This is a genomic window from Streptomyces griseoruber, assembly GCF_001514205.1.
Classification (GTDB): domain Bacteria; phylum Actinomycetota; class Actinomycetes; order Streptomycetales; family Streptomycetaceae; genus Streptomyces; species Streptomyces griseoruber.
In genome coordinates, this window is sequence record NZ_KQ948770.1 from 242,201 (window position 1) to 267,292 (window position 25,092).

Below are 25,092 nucleotides of genomic sequence, written 5' to 3' on the forward strand. Positions count from 1 at the left end.
ACTGGAAGCCAATCCCGCCCCGAACGTGGGGACCGCCCGGGACAAGCTGAGCAACGCTGATCAAGGCTTACCAACGCAACATGCCGCAGCCGCCCCGGCAACCTGCCGAGGAGCCTGGCTCGTGCTGTGCCAGAAAGGGCGCTTCGTGGCCGATTCCGGCAACCCCAACGAGAACAACCCGTCCACCGGCGCCGGCGTGAACGGCGAGGTCACCGCCTCGTACGACGCCAGCGCCATCACCGTCCTCGAGGGCCTGGACGCGGTCCGCAAGCGCCCCGGTATGTACATCGGCTCCACGGGCGAGCGGGGCCTCCACCACCTTGTGTACGAGGTCGTGGACAACTCCGTCGACGAGGCGCTGGCCGGTCACGCCGACACGATCGACGTGACGATCCTGGCCGACGGCGGGATCCGTGTGATCGACAACGGCCGTGGCATCCCGGTCGGCATCGTGCCCTCCGAGGGCAAGCCGGCCGTCGAGGTCGTGCTGACCGTGCTGCACGCGGGCGGCAAGTTCGGCGGCGGCGGCTACGCGGTCTCCGGCGGTCTGCACGGCGTCGGCGTCTCCGTCGTGAACGCCCTGTCGTCGAAGGTCGCCGTCGAGGTGAGGACCGACGGCCACCGCTGGACCCAGGACTACAAGATGGGCGTCCCCACGGCGCCCCTCGCCCAGCACGAGGCCATCACGGAGACCGGCACCTCGGTCACCTTCTGGGCCGACCCGGACATCTTCGAGACCACCGAGTACTCGTTCGAGACGCTCTCCCGGCGCTTCCAGGAGATGGCGTTCCTCAACAAGGGTTTGACGATCAAACTCGCGGACGAGCGTGAGTCGGCGAAGGCCGTCACCGGTGCGGACGAGGCGGGCGCCGACGAGAAGTCCGAGGTCAAGAGCGTCACGTACCACTACGAGGGCGGCATCGTCGACTTCGTGAAGTACCTCAACTCCCGCAAGGGAGACCTGGTGCATCCCACGGTGATCGACCTCGAGGCCGAGGACAAGGACCGCGCCCTCTCCCTCGAAGTCGCGATGCAGTGGAACAGCGGTTACAGCGAGGGCGTGTACTCCTTCGCCAACATCATCCACACGCACGAGGGCGGCACCCACGAGGAGGGCTTCCGCGCGGCCCTGACCAACCTGGTCAACAAGTACGCGCGCGACAAGAAGCTGCTCCGCGAGAAGGACGACAACCTCACGGGCGACGACATCCGCGAGGGTCTGACCGCGATCATCTCGGTCAAGCTGAGCGAGCCGCAGTTCGAGGGCCAGACCAAGACCAAGCTGGGCAACACCGAGGCCAAGACCTTCGTCCAGAAGGCGGTCTACGAGCACCTCCAGGACTGGCTGGACCGCAACCCGGTCGAGGCGGCGGACATCGTCCGCAAGGGCATCCAGGCGGCCACCGCGCGCGTGGCGGCCCGCAAGGCCCGCGACCTGACGCGCCGCAAGGGTCTGCTGGAGTCGGCCTCCCTGCCGGGCAAGCTCTCCGACTGCCAGTCGAACGACCCCACCAAGTGCGAGATCTTCATCGTCGAGGGCGACTCCGCCGGCGGCTCGGCCAAGTCCGGCCGCAACCCGCAGTACCAGGCGATCCTCCCGATCCGCGGCAAGATCCTCAACGTGGAGAAGGCGCGGATCGACAAGATCCTGCAGAACCAGGAGATCCAGGCGCTGATCTCGGCCTTCGGCACCGGTGTGCACGAGGACTTCGACATCGAGAAGCTGCGCTATCACAAGATCATCCTGATGGCGGACGCCGACGTCGACGGCCAGCACATCAGCACCCTGCTGCTGACCTTCCTGTTCCGCTTCATGCGGCCGCTGGTCGAGGCCGGACACGTGTACCTCTCCCGTCCCCCGCTCTACAAGATCAAGTGGGGCCGGGACGACATCGAGTACGCGTACTCCGACCGGGAGCGCGACGCGCTGATCGAGATGGGCCGCCAGCGCGGCAAGCGCGTGCGCGAGGACTCGATCCAGCGCTTCAAGGGCCTCGGCGAGATGAACGCCGAGGAACTGCGCGTGACCACCATGGACCAGGAGCACCGCGTCCTCGGCCAGGTCACCCTCGACGACGCCGCCCAGGCCGACGACCTGTTCTCGGTCCTCATGGGCGAGGACGTCGAAGCGCGCCGCGCCTTCATCCAGCGCAACGCCAAGGACGTCCGCTTCCTCGACATCTGAGTCGGTCTCAGCTGACCGCACCAGGAAGGATCCCCACCGGCAATGACCGACGAGAACACTCCCGTCACCCCTGAAGAGGGCGGCGACATCGCCATGCGCATCGAGCCCGTCGGGCTCGAGACGGAGATGCAGCGCTCGTACCTCGACTACGCGATGTCCGTCATCGTCTCGCGTGCGCTGCCCGACGTCCGGGACGGTCTCAAGCCCGTCCACCGCCGCGTGCTGTACGCCATGTACGACGGCGGCTACCGCCCCGAGCGCGGCTTCTACAAGTGCGCCCGCGTGGTCGGCGACGTCATGGGCAACTACCACCCGCACGGCGACAGTTCGATCTACGACGCGCTGGTCCGTCTCGCCCAGCCGTGGTCGATGCGCATGCCGCTCGTCGACTCCAACGGCAACTTCGGCTCCCCGGGCAACGACCCGGCGGCCGCCATGCGCTACACCGAGTGCAAGATGGCGCCGCTGTCGATGGAGATGGTCCGTGACATCGACGAGGAGACCGTCGACTTCACGGACAACTACGACGGCCGCTCCCAGGAGCCGACCGTCCTGCCCGCCCGCTTCCCGAACCTGCTGATCAACGGCTCGGCGGGTATCGCGGTCGGTATGGCGACCAACATCCCCTCGCACAACCTGCGCGAGGTCGCGGCCGGCGCCCAGTGGTACCTGGAGAACCCGGACGCCTCGCACGAGGAGCTGCTGGACGCCCTCATCGAGCGCATCAAGGGCCCCGACTTCCCCACCGGCGCCCTGGTGGTGGGCCGCAAGGGCATCGAGGAGGCGTACCGTACGGGCCGCGGCTCGATCACCATGCGGGCGGTCGTCGAGGTCGAGGAGATCCAGAACCGCCAGTGCCTGGTGGTCACGGAGCTGCCCTACCAGGTCAACCCCGACAACCTCGCGCAGAAGATCGCCGACCTGGTGAAGGACGGCAAGATCGGCGGCATCGCGGACGTCCGCGACGAGACGTCGTCCCGCACCGGTCAGCGACTGGTCATCGTCCTCAAGCGGGACGCGGTCGCCAAGGTCGTCCTGAACAACCTGTACAAGCACACGGACCTGCAGACCAACTTCGGCGCCAACATGCTGGCCCTGGTCGACGGCGTCCCGCGCACGCTCTCCCTCGACGCGTTCATCCGCCACTGGGTGACGCACCAGATCGAGGTCGTCGTCCGCCGTACGCGCTTCCGTCTGCGCAAGGCGGAGGAGCGCGCGCACATCCTGCGCGGCCTGCTGAAGGCCCTGGACGCCATCGACGAGGTCATCGCGCTGATCCGGCGCAGCGACACCGTCGACATCGCGCGCACGGGCCTGATGGAGCTCCTGGAGATCGACGAGATCCAGGCGAACGCCATCCTCGAGATGCAGCTGCGCCGACTGGCCGCCCTGGAGCGCCGGAAGATCATCCAGGAGCACGACGAACTCCAGGCGAAGATCCGGGAGTACAACGACATCCTGGCCTCGCCGGTCCGCCAGCGCGGCATCGTCAGCGAGGAACTCGCCGCGATCGTCGAGAAGTACGGCGACGACCGCAAGACCATGCTGGTGCCCTACGACGGTGACATGTCCATCGAGGACCTGATCGCCGAGGAGGACATCGTCGTCACCGTCACGCGCGGCGGCTACGTCAAGCGCACCAAGGCGGACGACTACCGCGCCCAGAAGCGCGGCGGCAAGGGCGTGCGCGGCGCGAAGCTGAAGGAAGACGACATCGTCGACCACTTCTTCGTCTCCACCACGCACCACTGGCTGCTGTTCTTCACCAACAAGGGCCGTGTGTACCGCGCGAAGGCGTACGAGCTGCCCGACGCCGGCCGGGACGCGCGCGGTCAGCACGTCGCGAACCTGCTGGCCTTCCAGCCGGACGAGGCGATCGCCGAGATCCTCGCCATCCGCGACTACGAGGCGGCGCCGTACCTGGTGCTGGCCACCAAGGGCGGCTTGGTCAAGAAGACGCCGCTGAAGGATTACGATTCGCCCCGTTCCGGCGGTGTCATCGCGATCAACCTCCGGGAGACGGAGGACGGTTCCGACGACGAACTGATCGGTGCCGAACTCGTTTCGGCGGACGACGATCTGCTGCTGATCAGCAAGAAGGCACAGTCGATCCGCTTCACGGCCACGGACGAAACGCTCCGCCCCATGGGCCGCGCCACCTCGGGTGTCAAGGGCATGAGCTTCCGCGAGGGCGACGAGCTGCTCTCGATGAATGTTGTTCGACCCGGTACGTTCGTGTTCACTGCCACAGACGGCGGGTACGCGAAGCGGACCGGCGTCGACGAGTACCGCGTCCAGGGCCGCGGCGGCCTCGGTATCAAGGCCGCCAAGATCGTGGAGGACCGCGGTTCGCTCGTCGGCGCGCTGGTGGTCGAGGAGACGGACGAGATCCTCGCCATCACGTTGTCGGGTGGTGTGATTCGTACGCGAGTCAACGAGGTCAGGGAGACGGGCCGTGACACCATGGGCGTCCAACTGATCAACCTGGGCAAGCGCGATGCCGTGGTCGGTATCGCACGTAACGCCGAGGCGGGGCGCGAGGCGGAGGAGGTCGACGGCGACGTGGCCGTGGACGAGACCGCCGAGGGAGCCGCGGCCAGCGGCACGGACGAGGGTGAGGCGCCCTCGGCCGAGTAGGCACGAGGAGTGAGTCATCGTGAGCGGAGCCACGGGCGCCGGTACGTCTGCCGGCACGGACAAGAACGGCGGCGGTCGTGGCTCCGCCGCGCCGGAGGGGGACGCGCGCACGACCGGCGCGCGGGGTGCGGAGGGACGTGAGCAGGACACGCACACGACCCAGCTGAAGGCGATCAAGCCGGCCGCCGCCGACGCCCCCTCCTCCTCGCCCGACACGCAAGGATCGCAGGGATCCCAGGGGGGAACCGTGACGGACACCCGAGGTCCGCAGGCCCAGCAGCCGGCCTCACCGCTGCCCGGCGACCGGCAGGCCCAGCAGCCTGCCGCGGCGCCGTACCACCCGCCGCAGGCCTACCCGACCCAGGCGACGCCGCCGGGCACGGTACGACGTCCGCGCACCGGCGCCGGCGCGCGCACCGTGCCGCGGGTGCGCAAGGCGCGGCTGCGGGTCGCCAAGGTCGACCCGTGGTCGGTGATGAAGGTCAGCTTCCTGCTGTCGATCGCGCTGGGCATCTGCACGATCGTCGCGGCGGCGGTGCTGTGGATGGTCATGGACGCGATGGGCGTCTTCTCGACGGTCGGCGGCACCATCTCCGAGGCCACCGGTTCCAACGAGTCCAACGGCTTCGACCTGCAGTCCTTCCTGTCCCTCCCCCACGTCCTGACGTTCACGGCGATCATCGCGGTCATCGATGTCGTCCTGGCGACGGCCCTCGCGACGCTCGGCGCGTTCATCTACAACATCTCCGCCGGCTTCGTCGGCGGAGTGGAGCTGACGCTCGCCGAGGACGAGTGAACTCCTGCTGAACCGGTCGTGGGCGGTCCCCCGACAACCGATTTTGGGACTGCCCACGTCGTGCGCTAATCTTCAGGAGTCAGCGCGCGGGACACACACCGCAGAGCGCGGCGGGGCTATAGCTCAGTTGGTTAGAGCGCATCCCTGATAAGGATGAGGCCACAGGTTCAAATCCTGTTAGCCCCACCAGCCAGAAGACCCCCGGATCATCGATCCGGGGGTCTTTTGACACCCATGGTTGACACCAACGAGGGTGACCAGTGGCGAACGGCTGCGGTCAGCCGATGAGCGACGTGTGTGTACACGTCCAAGGTCATGCTGATCTGGCTGTGGCGGAGGACCGCCTGAGCGACCTTGGGACGCACCTTCAGGAAGGCCAGGAGCGTCCCGCAGGTGTGCCGGGCGAGCCGGACCGTGATGCGGCGGACGCCGGCCCGCTTCACGAGGCGGTCGAAGGACCGGGAGAAGCCGGTGGGGTCGATCATGCCGCCGTGCTCGGAGGAGAAGATCAGGTCATGGCCTTCTGGCTGAGACCAGTGCTGACCGGCGATCTTCTGCTCCAGCTCCTGGAGCTCCCGGCGCTCCTCCAGGACGCGGGCGCAGAACTCTGGTATCGGCAGCACGGCCTGTGAGGACTCCGTCTTGAGGTCCTTGAGGACCAGGCCCAGGACCTCACTTCGGCGGAGGCCGAGGACGAGCACCGGGACGCAGGCCGCGTAGAGGCGGTGCGCGCGGGTCGAGCGGAGGAACGTGATCGCTTCCCGTGCGCTCCACGCCGTGCCCTTGTCCTTGTTGACCTTGGGCATGTCGACCAGGAGCGCGACATTGCGCGTGAGCAGCTCTTCGCGCATGGCCCGGTTGAGGGCGTTCCGGAGGACCCGCAGCACCTCGAAGCGGGTGGCCGCGCCTACCTCCTCCCGCCTCAGCGTGGCCATGAGGGCGCGGAGCTGCGCGGGCGTCAGCTTGGTGGTGAGCGGCTTCTCGTTCGTCTCGTCCCACGTGGCGCCGTAGACGGTCTTGCGGACGCGGTTGCCGTCGGTGTCGGTGACGTACGCGCGGCCCATGTAGCGGCCGTCCTTGCGCTTGGTGATGGTTCCCCCGCCGTTGGGGCGTCTCTTCGCCATCAGGCGGCCTCTCCCATCTGGTGGCGAACGAAGTCGCATACCGCGTCGTCCGGGATACGTCGGCAGCCGTCGACCTTGATGGAGACCAGGCGGCGGGTGCGGATGAGGTCATAGACCTTGGTGCGGCCGACCTTGAGCCGGGTCATGACCTCCGGGACGGTGAGCAGTTCAGGGACGGCGGTGGTGGCTTGGGTGGTCGTGGGCTGCGCGTCGCTGTGGAGGCTGGCGGAGAGCCAGGCTTCGGCGTCGGAGAGGCCGGTGCCGGCGAAGGCCCAGTGGGCGAGGACGTACGTCGTTTCGGGCGTGGTGGCTCCTGTCTGGGCGCGTTGCCATTCGGCGCGGGCGGTGCGGAGGGCGCCGAGGGTGGTGGAGTAGCGGCGGGACTTGGTGGAGAGGTGGCCGTATCGGTGACGGACGACGGAGGCACGGGCACGGCCCCCAAGGTCGAGCACCAGGACCAGGACGCCGAAGGTGGCCGCGGACTCGGCATGGTCAGCACGATCGCCCATCGGGTCGTCGTCCACGACAGCGCGGCCGGCCACACGGTCACCGCGGAGCTCTGGACACAGGACCTGGACAGGCGGCAGGCGCCGGCACTCTTCGGGTCCTACGACGGGTGCGGTGCTGTGGAGGGGCGCGAGCCCTGGACCGTGTTCGTCATCCACGCCAGCACGCGCATCAGGTGGACGGTGCAACCGGTGCTCTTCCTGCCGCTCGCACACCGTCAAGGCGGCGAACTCCCCCTGTCCACCGGTTTCAGGTCAGGGGCGGACCGTGACGTAATCACCAAAGCGTGGCTGAGGTCCGTGCGGGGTTGCTGGAGACACCCTTGGCGGGCATTTGTTCGGCGCACCCGCCATCGTGGCTGACTTTCGACGGTCAGGTCAGAACTGCCCAATTGACGGCGAGAGGCCGAAAGCCACAGAGAAGACCGGAAATTTGAACCTATTCGCCCCATGTGATCCCATCGCCGAGCCGTGGAGCACTCGAGCGCTTCACGAACCGTGAATGGCGAACCGTCAGGCCAGAAACGCACTGGTAGAGCTACTTATCGGCTGTTAGTCTTCGCCAGTCACATCGTGATCATTAAGGGGAGGGGCGTTTCTCGATGGGGTTCTGGCGAAAGAGTTCTGCTGCCTTGCTGGCTTCCGTGGCACTGGCGGCGGGGGGCACCGTGGCTACCGCGACACCGGCTTCGGCTGCACAGGCCTGCCCGGCGGACAACCTGTGTCTGTACGCCTCCACCGGTTTCAACAACATGGGGCTGCGGACGGTAAAGACCAGCGAGTGCTTCCAGCTCGCCTTCTACAACCTGATCGATGGCGACGGAATCTTGTCCTATCGCAATAACCTCTCGGTCAAGGCTGTGCTTTGGCATACCAGCAATGTAAACCTGGAGTGGGTGGCCGACGGCACGATCAGTGCGGGCAGCTTCAGCAGCAACACGAGCGGCAATTTCTCCGATGCCGTGCTCGTGTGCACTGGCGGCCGAAGCCCTTACTGGTCCCAAGCCTGAACGTAGACGTAGTCCGTGACGGCAGGACTCTGCCTCGCCATCTGGGCAAGTAGAACACCGTCTCGCCGTACGGGAAGTGGTCGTGGACAAGGGGAGGGCCACTTTGTCCACGACCAGTCCATCTGTGCTGGCGATTTTTCATGGTCAGCGTCGCCGAGATGCCTTCATCCCGCAGTGCGAACGTATCGGCCCGATCCATCCCAGCCAGGACCGCGATGCGGTCTATGTCTGATCCGGGCGCGCCCACGCTGATCTCATGGCTGACTGCTCCGACAGTCGGCAAGCTGACCAACTAATACAGGGACAAAATGGTGCCGAAGCGGATCCGTTCGATGGTGGCTGTATCGCTGCTATTGGTCGGCGGAGGTGTGCCCGCGCTTGCAACAGCGGCTTCGGCGGCTTCGTCGAGCTTCGAGTACGAGGTAACGCGGACTGCGTCGTCGTATCGGGATATCCCGGGAACCGAGGTGTTGTTCACCGCTGCAGAGGGTGAGAAGTCATATCTGTGGTCGCGTAATCTGTCGGTGGCAAGCGTGACCCCTCTGGGTAGCGGGGACAACATCGGTTCCACGGTGGCGGTGAGGTGTAACTACGCCGATGGCGGAGCGCTTCCTGCTGATGCGGAGGCCGGCGGGTATTGGGCCACGAATCTGGTGCCGCCCGGAGAAAAGTCGATCTCCCCTGCCCTGCGCTGGATGTTCACTGCGCCTGCTGCCGGAACGTACAACTGCCGCCTTTCAGTGACCAGTTACTCAACGGTCATCCAGAATGGGCGCAGTGTGACGATGCAGGTCTCGGCCGGTGCGGAACTGGCCCGGGGAGTTTATGCATCAACAGCACGCTGGACGCTGCCCGCCGCGAGCACTGCTGTGATCGCACGCGGCTCGACGCAGACCACGCTGGGATACACCTACACGTCCGGCGGCGGCGACAACATCACCGTCGTACAGGACGCGGCGCTGACAACCTGCGTCCCAGGCTCCACTATCTGTGCGGGCGGGTCGACGGCCTATACCGGGACGCAGGCCGAAACCTGGATCGAAGCCCAGCCGCAAAACCCCGATGGAACCAAGTGCGGTAACCCGATCAATGGGGCTGTGGCGAAGTGGAACATCTCAACTGCCAAGCATCACCAGACCGCAACAAACGTCCTCCACCTCGCCAAGTCTCAACTCGGCGGGTGCACCCAGATACGCGCTTCTCTCAAGGTGAAGAACGTCGACGGTAATCCGCTCAACCTCCATGCGGGGTACGCCTCGGGACAGATCGCTGCAACCCACGGTCTCGCCTTCACGTACTGACACATCATGATGTCAGCGTGTCAGCGTTGAGTGTCTAACTGCGTGACAACGCCGACGAACAACCGTGCACGCCTGTGGACCATCGCAGCAGCTCAGAGGTGTACCACCCCAAGGCAGCGCCGCCACCCAAGTCGCTTCGGGAAGAAGCGGTCATCGCTCAAGGACTCACCACCGCGCTTCTGTCGGCGCACCCGTCGTCGTGGCTGACTGTCGTCGGCTGAGGTACCGACGGGCCCCGGATCCGTTCTGATGGGTTGTGTCCCGCTTCGTGGTGTAGCCGATCACGGTCCGTTGCCTCCGCTTCGGAGCCGTCCGCTACGTGCCGCTGAGGTCCGTCGTGCGATCGCCGCTGGTACTGGCGCGGCGAGCCCCAACAGAGCCTCCAGCGAGGGCGATTCGGGCCACTACCTGCGGATTCCACCAGCTTGATCGGCTACACCACTCGGCGAGACGCCACCTTCTGATGCGGTGACCGTGCCCAGCTTGAAAGGATCATCGGGCGAATGATCGGTTGCCTTCCTCTCTCCCGCCGGGCTGGCGTGACGCCCGCAGTCGCGATGCAGGAGCCGCCGCCGCGATGGGGTCCGTGATTTTCACCGCTCCTCCGGCGAGCGCGGCGAGTTCGTTCTGCGTCCACACGACGGACGCGTTCGACGGCGGTCGGGCCTGTTGGAAGCCCAACGGGGACAAGCTCGAGGGCTGCGACTTCGTGCCTGCAGAGGGGCAATACCGGCAGAGAGGTGTACTGCAACTCGAAGAGTGGCGTCGCGTAGCGGCCGCCGTGACAGCCTCGCAGTGAAAAGACCCCCGGTTCGGGTGAACCGGGGGTCTTTTGTGTGCACGGTGGGGGCGATGCGGGCAGCAAAAAGGCCCGGTCGCTGGCGACGGGGGATGCACCAGCGACCGGGCTTGGGCCAAGGCTAACAAGGGTGGTTGATCAACGGGGGGCGACTGGTCGGGCGGAGTGGGAAGTTGTGATCGGGATCACTCCTGAGTCAGCCGGGGCACGGAGGATCGTACGAGAGGCGGGGGAGGTACTCGTGCCACTTCTCGGCGGTGAGGACGTTGCGGGTGGTGGCGCAGATGTGGGTGATGGCCCGGTCGACGTCGAGGTTCCAGAGGCGGACGGTGTCGGCGCCGCTGGAGACGCCCAGCAGGCGGCTGTTGGGGCTGAACGAGAGGAAGTTGCCGGTCTTGGCGTTGGGGCTCATCGACTGGCCGATGGGGGAGGCGTCGGAGGGGGTGCGGACGTTCCAGAGGCGGACCGTGTTGTCGTTGCCGCCGGAGGCGAGCGTGCCGCCGTCCTGGCTGAACGTCAGGGAGACCACCGCCTCGGTGTGGCCGGTGAGGGGGGAGCCCAGGCCGCCCGCCCGGGAGGGGTCCGTGATGTCCCACAGGCGGACCGTGTCGTCGTCGCTGCCGGAGGCCAGGGTGGTGCCGTCCGGGCTGTAGGCGAGGGCGTTGACCGGGCCCGAGTGGCCTTTCAGGGGTTCGCCCACACCCGTCACACGGCTCGGGTCCGTCACGTCCCACAGCCGGATCGTCGCGTCCGCGCTGCCGGAGGCCAGGGTCTTGCCGTCCGGGCTGAAGGCGAGGGCGTTGACATAGCCGCGGTGGCCGGTGAGCGGGGAGCCCAGGGGGGTGACGTGGGCGGGGTCGGCCACGTTCCAGAGCTGGATCGTGCGGTCGTCGTAGCCGGTCGCCAGGGTTCTGCCGTCGGGGCTGTACGCGAGCGCGTCCGGGCCGGTGAAGCGGGTGCGCAGGGTGATCGGGGCGCCGTGGGAGACGGGGTGGGACGGGTCGGTGACGTCGTAGAGGCGGACCGCCTGGTTGTCGGTCAGTACGGCGAGGGTGCGGCCGTCGGGGGAGAAGGCCAGGGAGCGGTAGCCGCCGTCCGCGGCCATGAACGGCTCGCCGAGGGGTTCCGGGCGGTCGGGGCGCGCCACGTTCCACAGCCGGATGCGTCCGTCGCGGGCCGCCGTGCCGAGCACCCGCCCGTCCGGGCGGAAGGCGCCGGTGCGGCCGATCATGTCCGCGGTGGGGACCGACCACAGCCGGATCTTGTTGTCGCCGCTGCCGGTGGCGAGGGTGGTGCCGTCCGGGCTGAAGCCCAGCGCGTACATCTCGCCGCTGCTGCCCGCGAGGGGCTCGCCGACCTGGGAGGGGTACGCCGGGTCGCTGACGTTCCAGAGGATGGCCGTGCTGTCCGCGCTGGCGCCGGCGAGCAGCGAGCCGTCCGGGGAGAAGGACACCGACCAGACCGGACCGGTGTGGCCGGTGAGCGGGGCGCCGAGGGCACTCGGGTGCGCGGGGTCCGACACCTTCCACAGGCGTACGGTGTCGTCCGCGCCGCCGGAGGCGAGGGTGCTGCCGTCCGGGCTGAACGCCAGCGAGTGGACCGTGCCGTCGTGGCCGGTCAGCGGCTCGCCCAGCGGGCGCGGCCGGCCCGGGTCGGTGGTGTTCCACAGCCGTACGGCGTTGTCGTCCCCGCCGGTCGCGAGCGTACGGCCGTCGGGGCTGAACGCCACGGAGCGCACCGCGGCGCTGTGGCCGGTCAGGGTGGCGAGGGCCTTCGGCGCGGCCGGGTCGGCCACGTTCCACAGGCGCACCCTGCTGTCCTCGTTGGCGGAGACGAGCGTGCGGCCGTCGGGGCTGAAGGCGACCAGGTAGACCGTGCCGCCGTGCGCCTGGAGGGGGGTGCCGAGCGGGCGGGGAGCGGTGGGCTCGCGTACGTCCCACAGGCGGACCGTGCCGTCGTCGCCGGCGCTGGCGAGGGTACGGCCGTCGGGGCTGAAGACCGCGCTGCTCACCCAGCTGGTGTGGCCGGTGAGCGGCTTGCCCAGGGGCTTGGGGCGGGTGGGGTCGGCCAGGCTCCACAGCCGGACCGTGCGGTCGTAGCTGGCGGTGGCGAGGAGCTTGCCGTCGGGGCTGAAGGAGGTGAGGTAGACGGCGCCGGTGTGGCCGAGGAGCGGGGTGGCCAGGGGCGCGTTGACGATCGAGATCAGCCGGTTGCGGGCGCCCTCGTCGCCGGGGCGCAGCCGGTGGGCGACCAGGTCGAGCTGGGCGGACAGCGACGGGTCCGTGTACTGCACCCGGTCGGCCTCGGCGACCACCTGTTCGAACACGGCGTCGTTGCGCTGCTGCCAGGCGACGACCGCCGCGCCGACCGCCAGCATGGCCAGCACCACCAGGGCCGACACCGCGGCGCGGCTGATCCACACCGTGCGCCGCCGCAGCCGTACGGACGCGGCCAGGAAGTCCACCGCGCTGCGGGTGAGGAAGGTGTCGCCGGCGGACTTCGCCCAGGTGTGCGCCTGTTCGAGCCGTGAGCCCCGGTAGAGCAGCGAGGAGTCGCGGTGCGAGCCCTCCCAGGCGCGGCCGTCCTCCTCCAGGCGCTGGCGCAGCAGGTGGTCGCTGCGGCCCTCGTCGATCCATTCGCGCAGCCGCGGCCACGCGGTCAGCAGGGCCTCGTGGGTGATCTCCACGGACTCCGCGTCCAGCGTCACCAGCCGGGCGCGCACCAGCGCCTCCAGGGACTCCTCCGTCGCGCCGGGGTCGGTGGACTCCTGCGCCAGCTGGCGGCGGGTGCCGCGTCGGCGGGTGGCCTGGGTGTCCTCGCCGAGCCGGACCAGCCGCAGCAGCAGCAGCCGCGCGGCCGTGCGGGCGGCCGGGTCGAGGCCGGACCAGGCCCGCTCGGCGGTCGCGGCGACCGCGCCCTGGATACCGCCGGCGGCGCGGTAGCCGGCGAGGGTCAGCCGGCCGGCCTTGCGGCGCTGCCAGGTGGCGAGCAGGGCGTGCGAGAGCAGCGGCAGCACACCGGCGTCGTGGGCGCCGCGCGGACCGTCGGCGCTGACCTCGCGGACGATGAGCTCCGCGAGGCCCGGTTCGAGCTCCAGGCCCACGGCCTTCGCGGGACCGGTGACCGCCTCGCGCAGCTCGGTCGTGGTGAGCGGGCCGAGGACCATGTGCCGGTGCTGGAGGGCGTCGGCGAGTTCGGGGTGGGCGAGGCACTGTTCGTAGAAGTCGGCGCGGATGCCGAGCACGACGAGTACCGGGGCCCGCTCCCCCGCGCCCGGTGTGGCCGCGGCGTGCAGCAGTTGGACGAAGAGGCGCCGGCTCGCCTCGTCGGAGCAGAGGGTGAAGACCTCCTCGAACTGGTCCACGACGACGACCGCCTGGCCGCTCCCGGGTGCCTCGCGGCGCGCCCAGACGGTCACGGCCTCCCGCACGGACCGCGCGAACCGCAGCGGAACGGGGCCGCAGTGCTCGTGGGCGCCCTCGATGAGCGGCGCGAGCTCGGGGATCCGGGCGGCCAGCTCGGCGAGGGGATCGGCACCGGGGACCAGATGCAGGACGTCGCCCTGCGGTACGTCGCCCTGCGGTACGTCCGCCTGCGGTAGGTCCCCCCGCGGTACGTCCGCCTCTTCGTCCCCGTCCATGAGGGCGCCCTCCCGCAGGGCGGGCACCAGTCCGGCGCTGAGCAGGGAGGACTTGCCCGCGCCCGAGGCGCCGACCAGCATCACCGGGCCGCCCGTGCGCCGGGCGGCGCGCAGCTGGGCGACGAGCGCCTCGGTGCTGCGCTCCCGGCCGAAGAACCAGCGGGCGTCCTGCTGACGGTAGGCGGCCAGGCCCCGGTAGGGGCACACGCTCCCCGGAACGCCGGACTCGCCCGAGCCCGAGCCCGAGCCGGTGCCGGTGTTGGTGCCGGAGCCGGGGCCCGAGGCGGTCTGCTCCCCCTCCGCCTCCTCGGCGGGCGCGGCGCCCTCGCCGGCCGCGACCGGGTCGGCCAGCGCGCGCTCCCAGAGCCGCTGCCACTGCGGCAGGTCGTAGAGGCCGGGGGAGACGGGGACGGGCCGGGCGCGGCGGGCGTCGGGTATCAGGACATGGAGGACGGCGGCGAGGGCGGCGAAGTGGGCGGGGACGTTGCGGGCCCGGCGCCAGTCGCTGATCCGCTGGGCCGACACCCGCACGGGGCGCCCGCGCTCGTCGACCCGTTGCTGCCGCGCGACCGCCTCGGACACGCGTTTGAGGGGCGGGTTGCCGGCCTCCTTGTAGAGCAGCGCGAGGCGTTCCGCGAAGGCTGTGCGCGCCCCTGAGTCGGAACCCAAGGCCTCCACCCCTTTACTTCCCCCGCACCTGGAATCCGGACCGGAAAACTCACTTTATACGGCTGACCTGCGGCGACGAGACGGTGCCGAGGTCGGCACCCTCCTCGCCGCGAGCCGTAGCTGGCAGGATCCGAAGGGCAACCGGACGGCACCCGCACCGTTCGGCAGCGGTCCGCACGAGGGGAGGGACCGGTGCCGAACGGTGCGGCGCGCGCGATGGCGTGTGCAGTGCGCACCGGTCACTTTCCGCTCCTCGGTACCCGAACCGGGTTGAGCTACCCCGGGCCCGCGGCCCTCACGCATTGATCCACTTCCCGGGCCGGTTCCCGATCACCTTTGGCCGAGAGACGGACCCCGCTGTCCGGATGCCGCCCCGCCGCGTGCCTCGCGGCCGCCGCCCCGAGGCACGCGGTCCGAATGCTTGATTCGCGCCTGGTGAGAATGTAGTTTTCAAAAAACGAGAGTGCAGATCCAGCAGGGCGTGCGGGAGGCACTGACATGCAACGGGACGATCTGATCCTGATCAGCGTGGACGACCACATCATCGAGCCGCCGGACATCTTCGTGAACCACCTGCCGAAGCGGTACCTGGACGACGCGCCGAAGCTCGTCCACCGCCAGGACGGCAGCGACGTGTGGCAGTTCCGGGACAACACCGTGGGCAACGCCGCGCTCAACGCGGTCGCCGGGCGGCCCAAGGAGGAGTACGGCCTCGACCCGCAGGGCATGGACGAGATCCGGCCCGGCTGCTACGACGTCCACGAGCGCGTCAAGGACATGAACGCGGGCGGTGTCCTCGCCCAGATGAACTTCCCGTCCTTCCCCGGCTTCTCGGCGCGGATGTTCGCCACCGAGGACTCCGACTTCTCCCTGGCCCTCGTGCGCGCCTACAACGACTGGCACATCGACGAGTGGTGCGGGGCGTACCCCGGCCGGTTCATCCCCATGGCGCTGCCCGCCATCTGGAGCGCCGAGCTCACGGCGGCCGAGATGCGGCGGGTCGCGGCCAAGGGCTGTCACTCGATGACCTTCCCGGAGAACCCGGCCGCCCTCGGTTACCCGAGCTTCCACGACCCGTACTGGAACCCGGTCTGGCAGGCCGCCTGCGACACCGCCACCGTGCTGTCGGTGCACATCGGCTCCTCCGGCCGCCTCGCCATCCCGGCCGTCGACTCGCCGCCGGACGTGATGATCACGCTCCAGCCGATCAACCTCGTCCAGGCCGCCGCCGACCTGCTGTGGTCCCGGGTCCTCAAGGAGTTCCCCGGTCTGCGGATCGCGCTGTCCGAGGGCGGCACCGGCTGGATCCCCTACTTCCTGGAGCGCGTCGACCGCACCTTCGAGATGCACGCGACCTGGACCCTCCAGGACTTCGGCGGCAAGCTCCCCTCCGAGGTCTTCCGCGAGCACTTCCTGACCTGCTTCATCACCGACCGGCTGGGCGTCAGGCTGCGGCACGACATCGGCATCGACAACATCTGCTGGGAGGGCGACTACCCGCACAGCGACTCGCTGTGGCCGGACGCGCCCGAGCAGCTCCACCAGGTGTTGCGGGAGTGCGCCGTACCGGACGCGGACATCGCGAAGATGACCCACGAGAACGCGATGCGCTGGTACTCCTTCGATCCCTTCGCCCACATCCCGCGCGAGCGGGCCACGGTCGGCGCGCTGCGCAGGGCCGCGGCCGGCCATGACGTCAGCGTCCGCTCGCGCAGCCGGCAGCTGACCGAGCCGGTGGACAAGCTGGAGGCGTTCCGGGCGCGGGCGCGGGCGGCGATCGCGGCGGCGCAGTAGGGAAGCCCCCTGAAGGCCTGGATAGCTGACGGTCCGTCAGTTATGGTCGCCCCGCCGTGCCGATACGGCGATACGGAAGGGGTGAGCGCCATGGAGACCCGACAGGCCCGACAGGGCAGTCCCCGGAGCCCGCAGCCGCCGGGGGACCCGCGCTGGGTCGCGATGTTCCACGACCCGTCCTCGGATTCCTGGCGGCCCGCCGCCGAATCGCCCGACCGCACCCCCGTGCTGTACGCGATGGGCGAGATGACCCAGGTCAAGCGGGCGCGGGGGGACGTGGCGACGGTCGCCCTGTGGGGTCCGAGGGGCGGCGCGTGGCACCTCTTCGACCCGGCCGACGCCCCGGCTCCCGCTGCGGCCCCCGCTTCGTCCTCCGCTGCGGCCCCCGCCGAGAGCGCGGCGGCCGCCTCTCCCACCAAGCTCGCCGAGCGCATGGAGGACCGCCGGCACCAGGTGCTCATGGCCGGGCTGAGCAAGGCGGGCCTCTACGACCTCACCCCGGACGACGTCACGGCCGTACAGGCCCTGGTGGACCGGGCCGACGAGAGCACGCTGCGCCGGGTGGCCCACTGGCTGGCCGTCGCCGCGGGTCAGTCCGCCGGGTAGGTCCAGCCGTAGGAGGCCAGCGCCCGTGCCCTGGCCTCCGCGACCGCCATCCGGGCCGCCCGCTCGGCGGGGTCGACGTGCGAAGCCTGGCCCGTGGCCTGGCCTGCCCATTTGCGGTAGAAGAGTCCCGCTTCCGGGGTGAACCAGCCACGGCTCACCGCGTTCAGCGCGAGCAGCAGACCGGTGTCCTCGGAGGCCGGCAGCGCCATCCAGCCGCCGAGCGCGGCCAGCAGGTCCCGCCGGACGAACAGGGAGGCCGGGTGCACCTGGGCGCGGTGGTCGTGCGCCGCCCAGTGGTCGAGCACGGCGCCGCGTTCGAGGGGCCCGCCCGCGGGATCGCCGGGAAAACCGACCGTGGAGCCGTCGGGGAGCAGGTCCAGCACCCGTGAGGTCGCCCAGCCGAGGCCGGGATCGTCCTCCAGGGCGGCCAGGTCCCGGGCGAGCGCACCGGGTGTGAGCAGGTCGTCGGCGTCCAGGACCTTCACGTACGGCCCGTCGCTGTACGCCAGCGCGATCGTGCGGGCGACGCCGGGCCCGCCGGGGCGCCCCTGCCGGAAGGTCACTCGGGGGTCCTGGGGGACGTACGGGCGGACCTGGTCCGTCGTACCGTCCTCCTGGATCACCCAGTGCCACTCCCAGTCCTCGGGCAGCCTCTGTTCACGCAGCGACTTCCAGGCCTCGGGCAGATACCGGGCCGCGGGCGCGTGGACGGCGGTGAGGACGACTATGCGCCGGATTCGTTCGTGGTCCTGGGGCACGGCCTCAGGTTAGCCGTGTGATGTGTACATGCGGCGAAGGCCCGGTCGCTCGGGGAGCCGCCGGGCCTGCATCGTGCGGTCTGTACGCGAGTCGCCGTCACGTCGAACGTCGGTGGAGCTGTCCCCGCAGTCTCAGCGCTGGACCGGGATCGACGGCTCGGCCGCCTCCGCGGGGTCGCAGTCGGTGTCGTTCTCGGCCGCGTCCGGGTCGGTGAGGGAGCGGTGGCGGCAGCTGGGGGACTTGCCGTGGGCTTCGGCGAGGATGCGCTGCTTCATGGTGGGGGGCAGGGAGCGGGTCTGGAACCAGTCCCAGGCGGAGGCGGTCGACGGGGTCGTGGCCGGCGCGCTCCCGGTGACCGGGGCGTTCGGGCGCTCGCCGACAGGTGCCTCACCGGCGGCACGCACGGAGCCGACGCCTCGACCGCCGACACGCTCTTCGGAGGGGAACTCGTCGTGGCCGCGCTCTCCGGCGGGGGCTTCGCGGCCGATGCTCGCACCGCGGGGGCTCGACGCCTCGGGGCTCGTGGCGGCGATGCTCGTGGCGGCGGCGTTGCTCGTACCGCGGACGCTCTCGCCGCCGGGGCTCGAACCTCCGGCACCCGGGCCGCCGGGGCTCGATGCTCCGGGGCTCGATCCGCCGGCGCTCTCGGCGCGCGGGCTCTCGCTGCCGTCGGCCTTCTCGGCGTCGGTGTGCGTCGGTCCCGTCTGCGCCGTCGCGGTCCCGGCGGTCGAAGCGACGAAGCCGAGCGCCGTGCACAGCGCGAGGAACGCGGTGACGATGGCGGTCCACACCTTCATGACCCGGTTCACGGTCATGCCCCTCACCTTCAGGTTGGGCGATTTGCGTACTTTGCTCATCATGTGTAGGGCGAGCGTGAACCGGGGGACCGACGCACATGACGAGGCGATGTTCCGATGAACACCACTCGTATGGGCGCACCGGGGAAAAACGGGTCACAGGGCGGCCGAAGAAGGGAGTTGGGAGGCCGACGCAGGTCACCGATCGATATCGGTCGGTGTGTATAGTCGGGCGCCAGAGGTCCCCTACGTCAAGGAAAGACGAGGTCGCGCGGTGAAGAAGCTGCTCCTGGTCGCACTGGCCGCCATCGGCGGTCTCCTCGTGTACCGGCAGATCCAGGCGGATCGCGCCGAGCAGGACCTGTGGACGGAGGCCACCGACTCCGTGCCCACGGGTTCGTGAGTACCGACACCAGAGACTGAGATCGAGATCAGACCCCGGCCGCCGAAGCGGTCGGGGTTTTGTGTTGCCGGTCTCCGGTCTCCGGTTTCCGGTTCGCCGCTCTCCGGTTGCGGAGGTTCCGGTTTGCGGATAGAGGCGGGTGTTTCGGACGCTCGTGGGGAATGCGGGGGCGGGGGCCGGGGCGGCGGGGCAGGATGGGCCCCGTTCGGACCAAGGCGAGGGGGCGGGTTCTGATGGCCCGGCGTACGGGGGGTACGGGGCGCGCGGTGGTGGTGCTGCGCGCCGTGGTCCTGGGGGTGCTGCTCGGGTCGGCCGTCCCGGCACCGGCCGCCGTCGCCGCGCCGGACGTCCCGTCGTACGTCTTCGCCGACGACGTCCGCGAGGCCCGTGCCGCGACCGGCGCCTCCGAGGCCGTACGCCTGGAGTCCGGAGCGACGTACAAAAGCACCCTCGAAGGCGGCAGCAAGGCGTACTACCGCCTCGAACTGGACGCCGAGTCCACCACGTACGTCGCCGTCACCGCGATCCCCCGCCCGGGGAGCACCCCCGCCGTCGGCGACGGCATCACGGTCTCCGTGCAGGACGCCGACAGCGGGAGCTGCTCCTTCGAGTCGGCGACGATCGGCGCCGCGCGCAGCCCGCAGCCCGTGACGGCCTGGGGCGCGCGGGAGATCCGGCCCGGCAAGGGGCTGTGCCAGCGGGCGGGCACGTACTACGTGGTCGTCGAGCGGTCGGACACGGGCACCGGGGAGACCGCCGCCGACCCCTGGGACCTGGAACTCGCGCCCGTCACCGAGCCCGCGCTCGCCGGGCCCGGCGACACGAGCACACCCCGGGCCTGGGACTCCGCGACCCCCGCACCGCCGCCCGGGGAGCCGGTCGTGCGGCCCGGCGGCGCGGGCTTCACCGCGGCCACCGCCGTCGGGCAGGGCGTCTGGCGCGACGAGGTGGTCCCCGGTGAGACCGTCTTCTACCGGGTGCCCGTCGACTGGGGACAGCAGCTGTACGCCGAGGCGGACCTGGCCGGCGGCACCTCGAGCAGCGCCTCGGGGACCGGAGCCGGGACCGGGACCGGATATGTGGTCGACGCGCTGGAGCTGACCCTCTACAACCCGGTGCGCGCCAAGGTCGTGGCCCGGGGCACCGGCTACGGCGGCAGCCAGAAGTCGGCCGCCCTGGACCCCGTCCCGCCCGTCCGGTACGCCAACCGGTACGCGCCCACCGACCCGCAGAACAGCCTGCGGTTCGCCGGCTCCTACTACCTCGTCGTCCATCTCTCCACGCAGGTCGCCGAGCAGTTCGGGGACGGCCCCTACGAGGTGACCCTGCGGGTCCGCCTCGGGGGCACCCCGGAGCCCGGGCCGGGGTACCTGGGCCGGCCCGTGCCCAGCGGGGTCTTCGGCACCGACCCGGGGACGGGACGGTCCGGGGGATCCGCGGGGGCCGGGGACGACCCCGTGATGCGGGCGGTCGCGGCGGCCGGCATCGGCACGGGCAGCGCGCTGCTGCTGTTCCTCGGCGGCTGGACCCTGATCGCCCGCCGCCGGGCCTCCGCTCAGATCCGCGTCAGCGCCCAGAACCCGACGGTGTAACAGGCCAGCGCGAGCAGCAGCAACGGCACCGCGACCTTGACGGGCGGCCCCGGCCGCCGCTGCCGCACGGCCCGGTGCCCCCGCGGCCGCGGGGCGGCCGCCACCGGGTCCTGGGCGGTGTAGGAGGCGGTGGCGGTGGCGACGCGGGGGCCGCGCGCGGGGGTCAGCGCGAAGGTGGGGTCGTGGAGGGCGGGGGTGAGACGGGGGTGCGGAGCCGGGGTCGGCGTCGGGGTCGGGGTGGGGGTGGGGCTGGGGGTGGGCGTCGCGGTGACCGTCGGGAGAGGGGGCGGCAGGTGGAAGCTGCCGGTGTCCGACATGGACGGGGTCGGGGTGGGGGTGGGGGTCGGCGTGGGGGTCGGCGTCGGCGTCGGGGTCGGGGGGTGTGCGGGCGGCTGAGGGGGGACGGGACCGGAGGAGGAGGGCGTCGGCGTGGACGCCGTGTGAGGGGACGTTTCGCCTGGACCGGTCGGGACGGTCGGGCCGGGGGGCGCGAGGGGCCGGGCGGGCAGGGAATCCGTGCCCGCACGGACCGGGCCGGGGGGAGTGTCGGGGCGTACGGGAAGGGACCCGCCCGGGGGCGTGGTCGGCCGGGCGGGCAGGACATGCTCGCCGATACGTGCCGTATGCCCGGTGTGGAGGGGCTCGGAGGGAGGCTTCTTCGGGAGCGGCTTCAGGGGCCCCTCGGGGCCGAACCCCTGGGGAAGGGGCCCGAGTTGGTCGAATATCTCGATGAGTTCGTCGTCGGGGCCGGGCTCCGGCAGGAGTTCCGCGGTCGCCGCCAGCGCCTTGCGCGCCCCCGTGGCCGTACGGAAACGGGCCTGCGGATCGGGTTGCAGCAGCATGGCGACGACCTGCCACAGCGGATCCGGGATTCCCTTGGGGGCACCCGGAGTTCCGTGCTCGGCGAAGTACTGCACGAGCGCCTTGGCGTCCGGCTTGGCGCCTTCGAGGAGGTACAGCGCGACGAGTCCCACGGCGAACAGGTCGGCGGGGAAGTCCGGCTCGGCGCCCATCATCTGCTCGGGGGCGAGGTAACCGGGCGTCCCCACCACGAGGTTGGTCTCGGTCAGGCGCGGTTCGCCGAGCCGCATCGCGATGCCGAAGTCGGACAGCCTGAGCCGGGGGCGGGCGGTGCCGGTGGCTTCGAGGAGCACGTTCGCCGGTTTGATGTCACGGTGGACCACGCCCTCCGCGTGCACGGCGGTGAGCCCGGACAGGAGCTGGTCGAGCAGGCCGCAGACGAACGCGGGCGGCAGCGGACCGTAGTCGTTGACGAGGTGGACCAGTGAACCGCCGGCCACCAGGTCCATGGTGAACAGCACCTTGTCGTCGTCGGCGGCCCAGCTGGCGGGCGCGAGCACATGCGGGTGGTCGATCCGCAGTCCCTGTTCGCGGACGAACCGCAGCAGGGAGTGGGCGTCCCGCTGCTGGAGCACCTTCGCGGCCACGTACCGGCGGCGGCGGTGGTCCCAGGCGCGCCAGACCGCGCCGACCCCTCCGCGCCCGATCGGGTCGGCCAGTTCGTACCGTCCGGCGAAGACCTCACCCATGGCAGTGCGTCGCTCCTCCCCCTCGGCTGTCCCCCTGCTACCCCCTCGCTACCCCCGTGGCGAGCGAGGGACCCCCGTGTCCCCGCGGTCCTGTGGGAAGGTCTTCCCGGCCCCTCGGGTATGTCCCCCGTGCCCCCGTATGTGTCCCCCGAGTACCCCGTACTGGTCCCCCATGTACCCCGTACTGGTCCCCCATGTACCCCGTACTGGTCCCCCATGTACCCCGTACTCGTCCCCCGTGTACCCGTACCGGTGCCCCGTGCACCCGTCGTGGTCTCCCCGAGCACCCCCATGGCCGTCCCCCGTTGGCCGGCGCGTGCGTCCGGTGCCGAACCCCCTTCAGCGACCGGTCGGACGGCTCAGCTCTGGTGGGACTGGTAGTGCGTGACGGCGTCCGAGGTACGGCCGGCGCCGTACACCCGCAGGAACTCGGCCAGTTCCGGGTGGCTCGGGGCGAGGGTGTCGGCGGCGTCGATGATGTCGCCGGCGGCGGCCACCGAGCGCAGCAGCGACTGGATCTCCCGGACCACCCGCTTCACCGTGGGAGCCCCCGAACTGCTCGTCGTGGTGGTGGTGTTGCTGAGCACGGAGCCCCCCTGCGACCGCTTGATCTCGTCCATCCGCTCGGTCGCCTCGGCGGCGCTGACGCTGCCGTCCGCGACCTGTCCGGCCAGCTCCTGGAGCAGCTGCACGCGCTGCACCACGGCCGGGTTGCCGATCTTCGCCCGCTGACCGCTCATCAGCTGGGACAGCATCGGCGCGGACAGTCCCAGCACCCCCGCGAGACGAGCCTGGTTGAGGCCAAGATCGTCGATGAGCTTACGGAAGAGCGCCCCCAGTGGCTCCCCGTACCAGTTCCGCTGAAGTTCCCGCGCTCTCGCGGTCGCTTCCTGTTGTGCGGCGTCCATTGCGTCTCCCCATCGCTTCCCCAGAACATCCACGGTTCGCTGTAGCGAACCACGTCGAGCATCTTACGGAGAGTGGTCATTCACGGGGACCCCCAATCTTTTTGCGAGATACCCCCGGTGACCCGGTACTCTGGTCTGCGGCGGCCGTCGGGACGAGTTCCCGGCCGGACGTCCCTTACGGGGCCTTAGCTCAGTTGGTAGAGCGCTGTCTTTGCATGGCAGATGTCAGGGGTTCGACTCCCCTAGGCTCCACACCCGAAAAGCCCCTCTGATCTGCATAAACGCAGAGCAGAGGGGCTTTTCTCAGGTTGTCTCACGGGGCGGCGGCGGGCGGCGAGGGGTCCCGCCCGACCGGTCGGACGGACGGTTCCCGCTGTCCGGAAGGACAGGGGGGCGGCGAACTCCGGGCGGGCGGGGTCCCGTTCGCGCGGTCGTCAGCCGCGGTCGTCGTCCTGGTTCGCCGCCTCCTCCTCGGCCTGCTTGGCCTGTACCTCCGGGTCCAGGACGGCCCCGCTGCCGTCCACCGAGGTGAGGCCGCTGGAGGCGGGCACCTCCGTGGGGGCGGGCGGTTCGACCAGCCAGTCGGGGTTGGCCTGCTTGTCCCACCACTTCCAGGCCGCGAAGGCACCGCCGGCGACCACTCCGCACACGAGGAGGATCCGGGCGGCCTTCCCGGCCCGGGCCCGCCGCCGGTGCCTGCGCACCAGCCGCTCGATCTCCTTCGGTGTCACCTGGCCGCGCAGCGCGGCCACCGCGGCGACGCCCCGGGCGGTGGCCTCGTCCTTCATGGGCCCGGCCGCGGCGACCGCCTGTTCGATCCTCGGCCGGGAGTATTCCGCCGCCTGCCGGGAGTACTCGGCGGCCTGCCGGGCGGCGATCCGGGTCCGGACGGCCGCCTCGTGCGCGGCCTGGTCGACCTTCGGCGGTACATGCGTCCGGGCCAGTTCCAGCCGGGGCGCGACATGGGTGTCGTACTGGGTGCGGGCCTGCTCGGCGGCCAGGGACACCCTGGGCGCGAGTCGTTCCCGGGCCTCCTGCGCGTACTGCGCGGCCCTTTCCTTGGCCGTGTCGGCGTAGGGCGCCACCACTTCCGCGGCGTGCAGCACGCTGTCCTTCGCCGAGCCGGTCGCGGCGCGCACGCTGTCGATGCGGGTCACGGGTTCCTCCTCCTCGGTGGCGTACGGTATTTCGACTTTCCACCCTTTTACGGATCATGCCTGCCGGTCTCCGTCACGGCACGTGCGGAGGGGCATCCGGGTGCCGGGCGGGTGCGACGGTGGACCGGGCGAGTGCCATAGGGGATGAATAAGGGCAACGGGACCTTGTCGTCGACAATGCCACGGATCGGCGCCGCCCGCTCCCGTCCGTGCGAGGATCGGGGGATCACACGAGCACAACGGAAGGCAGGATCGTGGCAGAGCAGCTCTACGCCACCCTGAGGACCAGCAGGGGCGACATCGAGATCCGGCTCTTCCGGGACTTCGCCCCGAAGACGGTCGCGAACTTCGTCGAGCTCGCCACCGGCGCGCGCGAGTGGGTCCACCCCGCGACCGGCGAGCGGTCCAAGGCTCCGCTGTACGACGGCACGGTCTTCCACCGGGTGATGAGCGGGTTCATGATCCAGGGCGGTGACCCGCTGGGCAACGGCACCGGCGACCCCGGCTACCAGTTCCCCGACGAGTTCCACCCGGAGCTGCGCTTCGACCGCCCGTATCTGCTGGCCATGGCCAACGCGGGCCCCGGCACCAACGGCTCCCAGTTCTTCATCACCGTCGCCCCGACGGCCTGGCTCAACCGCAAGCACACCATCTTCGGGGAGGTCGTCGACAAGGCCGGCCAGAAGGTCGTGGACGACATCGCGGCCACCGAGACCAACCCGCGCACCCACCGCCCGCTGCGGGACGTCGTCATCGAGTCGGTCGTCGTCGAGACGCGTTAGACCTGTCCGCGCGCCGTCCGTGGCGGGAACAGGAACCATTTGCCCCGCTCGTCCGTAAGGATGAGCAGGGCGAAGCC

Annotated in this window: 17 protein-coding genes, 2 tRNA genes and 3 pseudogenes; 13 read left to right on the forward strand and 9 right to left on the reverse strand. The window is 70.3% G+C overall.

The features are described 5' to 3' along the window. The first annotated feature begins 121 nt into the window (after nt 1-121). The 4 genes from gyrB to AQJ64_RS21725 all read left to right on the forward strand — a co-directional run bounded on the left by gyrB (nt 122) and on the right by AQJ64_RS21725 (nt 5,807). The gene (gene gyrB / locus AQJ64_RS21710; protein ID WP_055632115.1) at nt 122-2,185 is read left to right on the forward strand and encodes a DNA topoisomerase (ATP-hydrolyzing) subunit B; all 2,064 of its coding nucleotides are present in this window, start codon (nt 122-124) and stop codon (nt 2,183-2,185) included. 42 nt (nt 2,186-2,227) lie between these two features. Beyond that, nucleotides 2,228-4,822, forward strand: a complete 2,595-nt coding sequence (gene gyrA, locus AQJ64_RS21715) for a DNA gyrase subunit A (protein ID WP_055632114.1) — start codon at nt 2,228-2,230, stop codon at nt 4,820-4,822. A 19-nt stretch (nt 4,823-4,841) separates the two neighbouring features. Beyond that, the gene (locus AQJ64_RS21720; RefSeq protein WP_055632113.1) at nt 4,842-5,618 is read left to right on the forward strand and encodes a DUF3566 domain-containing protein; all 777 of its coding nucleotides are present in this window, start codon (nt 4,842-4,844) and stop codon (nt 5,616-5,618) included. Nucleotides 5,619-5,730: 112 nt separating this feature from the next. After that, a tRNA-Ile gene (locus tag AQJ64_RS21725) sits at nt 5,731-5,807 on the forward strand. A 17-nt stretch (nt 5,808-5,824) separates the two neighbouring features. Here the strand turns inward: AQJ64_RS21725 and AQJ64_RS21730 are convergent. From AQJ64_RS21730 to AQJ64_RS46210, 3 genes and pseudogenes are all read right to left on the reverse strand, one after another. After that, nucleotides 5,825-6,742 (reverse strand): tyrosine-type recombinase/integrase, encoded by a 918-nt coding sequence (locus AQJ64_RS21730; protein ID WP_055632112.1) that lies wholly within the window; start codon nt 6,740-6,742, stop codon nt 5,825-5,827. Continuing rightward, nucleotides 6,742-6,927 (reverse strand): annotated as a pseudogene (locus tag AQJ64_RS21735) (helix-turn-helix domain-containing protein); the annotation flags it as partial. The pseudogene AQJ64_RS21735 and the gene AQJ64_RS21730, both read right to left, overlap by 1 nt. Nucleotides 6,928-7,023: 96 nt before the next feature. Further along, nucleotides 7,024-7,194, reverse strand: a pseudogene (locus tag AQJ64_RS46210) (replication initiator); the annotation flags it as partial. Here AQJ64_RS46210 and AQJ64_RS51010 point away from each other — a divergent pair. From AQJ64_RS51010 to AQJ64_RS46220, 3 genes and pseudogenes are all read left to right on the forward strand, one after another. Beyond that, nucleotides 7,138-7,308 (forward strand): annotated as a pseudogene (locus AQJ64_RS51010) (ATP-binding protein); the annotation flags it as partial. The pseudogenes AQJ64_RS46210 and AQJ64_RS51010 sit on opposite strands and share 57 nt — an antisense overlap. A 542-nt stretch (nt 7,309-7,850) precedes the next feature. Further along, nucleotides 7,851-8,258 carry a hypothetical protein gene (locus AQJ64_RS21740; RefSeq protein ID WP_055632110.1) on the forward strand — a complete coding sequence of 136 codons (408 nt, stop codon included), beginning with the start codon at nt 7,851-7,853 and terminating at the stop codon, nt 8,256-8,258. 308 nt (nt 8,259-8,566) lie between these two features. Further along, entirely contained in the window at nt 8,567-9,559 is a 993-nt protein-coding gene (locus AQJ64_RS46220) for a hypothetical protein (RefSeq protein WP_079061834.1), read from the forward strand. Nucleotides 9,560-10,554: 995 nt separating this feature from the next. Here AQJ64_RS46220 and AQJ64_RS21750 read toward each other — a convergent pair. Further along, nucleotides 10,555-14,676, reverse strand: a complete 4,122-nt coding sequence (locus AQJ64_RS21750; RefSeq protein ID WP_059202885.1) for an nSTAND1 domain-containing NTPase — start codon at nt 14,674-14,676, stop codon at nt 10,555-10,557. Nucleotides 14,677-15,165: 489 nt separating this feature from the next. Here AQJ64_RS21750 and AQJ64_RS21755 point away from each other — a divergent pair, with 489 nt between their 5' ends. Continuing rightward, the gene (locus tag AQJ64_RS21755; RefSeq protein WP_055631807.1) at nt 15,166-16,461 is read left to right on the forward strand and encodes an amidohydrolase family protein; all 1,296 of its coding nucleotides are present in this window, start codon (nt 15,166-15,168) and stop codon (nt 16,459-16,461) included. Between the two features lie 90 nt (nt 16,462-16,551). Then, nucleotides 16,552-17,067: a hypothetical protein gene (locus AQJ64_RS21760; protein WP_055631808.1), complete on the forward strand. Its 516-nt coding sequence runs from the start codon at nt 16,552-16,554 to the stop codon at nt 17,065-17,067. On the opposite strand, the gene AQJ64_RS21765 is transcribed toward AQJ64_RS21760, so the two are convergent. Continuing rightward, a complete protein-coding gene (locus AQJ64_RS21765) occupies nt 17,052-17,825 on the reverse strand; it encodes a glycosyltransferase family 2 protein (protein ID WP_240512459.1) in 774 nt (257 codons plus the stop codon). The two genes, AQJ64_RS21760 and AQJ64_RS21765, sit on opposite strands and share 16 nt — an antisense overlap. A gap of 132 nt (nt 17,826-17,957) precedes the next feature. Beyond that, nucleotides 17,958-18,641: a DUF6344 domain-containing protein gene (locus AQJ64_RS52415; protein WP_055631809.1), complete on the reverse strand. Its 684-nt coding sequence runs from the start codon at nt 18,639-18,641 to the stop codon at nt 17,958-17,960. Nucleotides 18,642-18,897: 256 nt separating this feature from the next. Between AQJ64_RS52415 and AQJ64_RS46225 the strand changes: the two genes are divergently transcribed. Continuing rightward, nucleotides 18,898-19,026, forward strand: a complete 129-nt coding sequence (locus AQJ64_RS46225; RefSeq protein ID WP_003999697.1) for a DLW-39 family protein — start codon at nt 18,898-18,900, stop codon at nt 19,024-19,026. A gap of 233 nt (nt 19,027-19,259) precedes the next feature. Further along, the gene (locus AQJ64_RS21775; protein WP_059202886.1) at nt 19,260-20,618 is read left to right on the forward strand and encodes a hypothetical protein; all 1,359 of its coding nucleotides are present in this window, start codon (nt 19,260-19,262) and stop codon (nt 20,616-20,618) included. Here the strand turns inward: AQJ64_RS21775 and AQJ64_RS21780 are convergent. Both AQJ64_RS21780 and AQJ64_RS21785 read right to left on the reverse strand, forming a co-directional pair. After that, nucleotides 20,582-22,168, reverse strand: a complete 1,587-nt coding sequence (locus tag AQJ64_RS21780; protein WP_059202887.1) for a serine/threonine-protein kinase — start codon at nt 22,166-22,168, stop codon at nt 20,582-20,584. The genes AQJ64_RS21775 and AQJ64_RS21780 overlap by 37 nt on opposite strands. A gap of 359 nt (nt 22,169-22,527) precedes the next feature. Further along, on the reverse strand, nt 22,528-23,076 hold the full coding sequence (locus tag AQJ64_RS21785) for a helix-turn-helix domain-containing protein (protein ID WP_055636222.1): 549 nt from the start codon (nt 23,074-23,076) through the stop codon (nt 22,528-22,530). Between the two features lie 179 nt (nt 23,077-23,255). Here AQJ64_RS21785 and AQJ64_RS21790 point away from each other — a divergent pair. Beyond that, nucleotides 23,256-23,328, forward strand: a tRNA-Ala gene (locus tag AQJ64_RS21790). A 182-nt stretch (nt 23,329-23,510) separates the two neighbouring features. Here AQJ64_RS21790 and AQJ64_RS21795 read toward each other — a convergent pair. After that, nucleotides 23,511-24,233, reverse strand: coding sequence for a DUF5324 family protein (locus AQJ64_RS21795; protein ID WP_055636221.1), 723 nt, complete (start codon nt 24,231-24,233; stop codon nt 23,511-23,513). Between the two features lie 254 nt (nt 24,234-24,487). Between AQJ64_RS21795 and AQJ64_RS21800 the strand changes: the two genes are divergently transcribed. After that, complete coding sequence (locus AQJ64_RS21800; RefSeq protein WP_055636220.1) at nt 24,488-25,015, forward strand: peptidylprolyl isomerase; 528 nt, start codon at nt 24,488-24,490, stop codon at nt 25,013-25,015. The last annotated feature ends 77 nt before the right edge of the window (nt 25,016-25,092 follow it).